The organism is Ruixingdingia sedimenti, assembly GCF_031432425.1.
Classification (GTDB): domain Bacteria; phylum Pseudomonadota; class Alphaproteobacteria; order Rhodobacterales; family Rhodobacteraceae; genus Ruixingdingia; species Ruixingdingia sedimenti.
Genome location: NZ_JAVKPH010000139.1, coordinates 1 through 521, shown reverse-complemented (window position 1 = coordinate 521; position 521 = coordinate 1). Strand labels below are relative to the sequence as shown.

Sequence of the window (521 nt, the reverse complement as noted above, 5' to 3'; positions counted from 1 at the left end):
TCGGCCTGCAGATAGAACACGCGCAGCGGCCGTGGCGGCGTGAAGCCAAGGAACGGCACACCGGCAGCCATGTGCACGAGCCAGCTGATGACGAGATCGCTCTTGCCGACCTTGGGCGCGCCGCCGAGCACCAGCATGCCGCCCGGGGTGAGGACGCGCGGGCCGATTATGTCGTCGGGCATCGGCGTGCCGTCGTCCAGCAGCGCGCCCAAGGTGAAGATGGCGATCTCCCTCGCCGCAGGAGCGCCGTCGTTCCGAATGAGCGGCGGGCCGTTCCTCGCGATGTGCAGCGACCAGAGCCGCTCGTATTCGACCCAGAGACGGTCTTCCGGCCAGCTCGGCCGGATCATCGCCGCGTTGTATTCGCCGATCGCGCGCCAGGCTTCCTCCCGGCTCATCCGCCCCTCGTGCGCCATGCGGACATAGTGTCCGATGGCCATGCTAACGCCTTCGAACCGCGTCCAGGCGTCCTGGCCGCCCTCGCGGACCGGTGTGGTAAGGGCTGCGTCCACGCAGGGTTT

The 521-nt window shown here is 68.5% G+C and carries 1 protein-coding gene; it reads right to left on the bottom strand.

The genetic code is table 11. The annotated features are described in order from the left end of the window. Positions 1-440, bottom strand: a 440-nt coding sequence (locus RGD00_RS23610; RefSeq protein ID WP_310459643.1) for an AAA family ATPase, incomplete at its 3' end; no start/stop codon positions are given. Positions 441-521: the final 81 nt, after the last annotated feature.